The organism is Mycobacterium helveticum (genome assembly GCF_007714205.1).
Lineage (GTDB): Bacteria > Actinomycetota > Actinomycetes > Mycobacteriales > Mycobacteriaceae > Mycobacterium > Mycobacterium helveticum.
The window spans coordinates 1-1,996 of sequence record NZ_VMQU01000259.1 but is presented as its reverse complement, the minus strand read 5'-3'; the positions used below and the strand labels follow the sequence as shown (position 1 = coordinate 1,996).

Below are 1,996 nucleotides of genomic sequence, written 5' to 3'. Positions count from 1 at the left end.
CTATTCTCGACGAATATCGTTCGCCAGCAAAGGCTTTCCCCGGCGTGTCTCGACTTACTTACGAACTCCTTAGTAAGACCATGTCCGGTGCGGTCCGCACGGACTAAAGTCGTCGTGCACCAACAGCTTCAAGGACGGCGGTGACAGGCAATGACCAGCGCAACCCACCACACCCACGGCGCACATCATCACATGCACGGCGACGGGTGCGGCCACGTCGCGATCCCACACGGGGGGCACGTCGACTACGTCCACGAGGGGCACCTGCATCGACAGCACGGCGACCACTACGACGAGTGCGAACCGGCCGGCCACACCGTGCATGCGCATCACGACCATCACCACGGGGAGGGCTGCGGCCACGTCGCCGTGCCGCACGGGGATCACGTCGACTACGTGCACGACGGGTGCCGGCACGCGGCGCACGGCGAGCATTACGACGAGCACTGACGACGAGCGCCGAGGCCGCTACGGCACTGGGCGGGTGGTCACCGGGCCCCGGTCATGCCGTCGGCGTACCGGCGCACACGTCCCGATCGAGGACATGTGCACCAGGCGGGGCATCGTGGCGCGGTGCGCGGCATGCAGAACCGTTTCGTTGCTCCCCGGCGCCTGTGATGACAATCCGTTCGGACAGGGATCTCCTTCTTGCGCTTGGTGCAGACCTGCGGTCGCGCGACTGCGTGCGGGTCGGGCGCCGAAACCGCCGAGGCCCTTCGGTGCCCCCGAACGCCGGGGACGAGGAGGCCGGCATGCGCGCTGACGACGGCGACGAAACGGTCGACGACTACGCGGCCGAAGGCAGGCAGGCGCCGGGCAAGATCAAGGGTGCCCAGTACCCGCGCAGCGGGCTCCGGGGAGTTGCCCGGCGGTTCTCCACCCGGTGGCGTGGCGACCACGCGCAGGGCGACAAAACCGGTTAGCCCGGCAATGCGGGCGGAGTGCGCCCCGAGGCCGCGTTCTACTATCTGTTGATGACCGCTGACCGGCCCGGATGGGTGTGGGGCTGTGGGCGGACCTGTGGGTGGAGCTATGTCCCGAGCCCCTGAACCATTTGCCGCATCCGGGCCGGGCGGTGTGCGCATCGCCTGCGACCGACGGGGCGATCCGGAGGCGCGTGCCGTGGTGTTTTTGCACGGCGGCGGGCAGACGCGGCGGTCCTGGGCCAAGGCGGCCGCCGCCGTGGCCAGGCGCGGGTGGCAGGCCGTCACGGTCGACCTGCGGGGGCACGGAGAATCCGACTGGTCCGGCGATGGCGACTATCGCGTCATCAGTTTCGCGCGCGACGTGCAGGAAGTGCTGCGCGGCCTGCCGGAGAAACCGGCGCTGGTGGGGGCCTCCCTGGGCGGGTTCACCTCGATGCTGCTGGCCGGAGAGCTTTCGCCGGGCATCGCCAGCGCGGTGGTGCTCGTCGACATCGTGCCGAACATGGAGCAATCCGGGGCGAGCCGGATTCATGCGTTCATGGCCGAGCGGGTGGAGTCGGGATTCGGCTCTCTGGAGGAGGTCGCGGACGCGATCGCCGAGTACAACCCGCACCGGCCCCGGCCGACCGATCTTGGGGGGCTGACCACCAACCTGCGCCGCCGCGGCGATCGCTGGTACTGGCACTGGGACCCGAAGTTCATCAGCGGCGCCGCGGCGCACCCGGCGATGGAGGTCACCGACGTCGATCGCATGCACGCCGCCGTGGACACGATCCTGGCGAGTGGCGTGCCGATGCTCCTGGTCCGGGGCCGGATGAGCGACCTCGTCAGCCAGGAGCGCGCCGAGGAATTCCTGGTCCGCTTCCCTGGGGTCGAGTTCGCCGACGTGCGCGGGGCGGGGCACATGGTCGCCGGGGATCGCAACGACGTCTTCGCCGGGGCGGTGCTAGATTTCCTCGCCCGGCGTGTCGACGTCGGTGGTGTCCAAAGACCCTAGTGGTCCGTCTCAGTTTTGGGTAACTACTTGTTCGAGTTTGGTGCGTGCGCGTTGGACTTTGGCGAGGATGGAT

The 1,996-nt window shown here is 68.8% G+C and carries 3 protein-coding genes; all 3 read left to right on the top strand.

Translation table 11 applies throughout. The features are described 5' to 3' along the window. Window positions 1–150 precede the first annotated feature (150 nt). On the top strand, window positions 151–450 hold the full coding sequence (locus FPZ47_RS27290) for a hypothetical protein (RefSeq protein ID WP_144957366.1): 300 nt from the start codon (window positions 151–153) through the stop codon (window positions 448–450). 302 nt (window positions 451–752) lie between these two features. Continuing rightward, window positions 753–923 carry a hypothetical protein gene (locus FPZ47_RS28710; RefSeq protein WP_168209584.1) on the top strand — a complete coding sequence of 57 codons (171 nt, stop codon included), beginning with the start codon at window positions 753–755 and terminating at the stop codon, window positions 921–923. A 109-nt stretch (window positions 924–1,032) separates the two neighbouring features. Beyond that, the gene (locus FPZ47_RS27285) at window positions 1,033–1,923 is read left to right on the top strand and encodes an alpha/beta fold hydrolase (protein WP_210420037.1); all 891 of its coding nucleotides are present in this window, start codon (window positions 1,033–1,035) and stop codon (window positions 1,921–1,923) included. Window positions 1,924–1,996 lie beyond the last annotated feature (73 nt).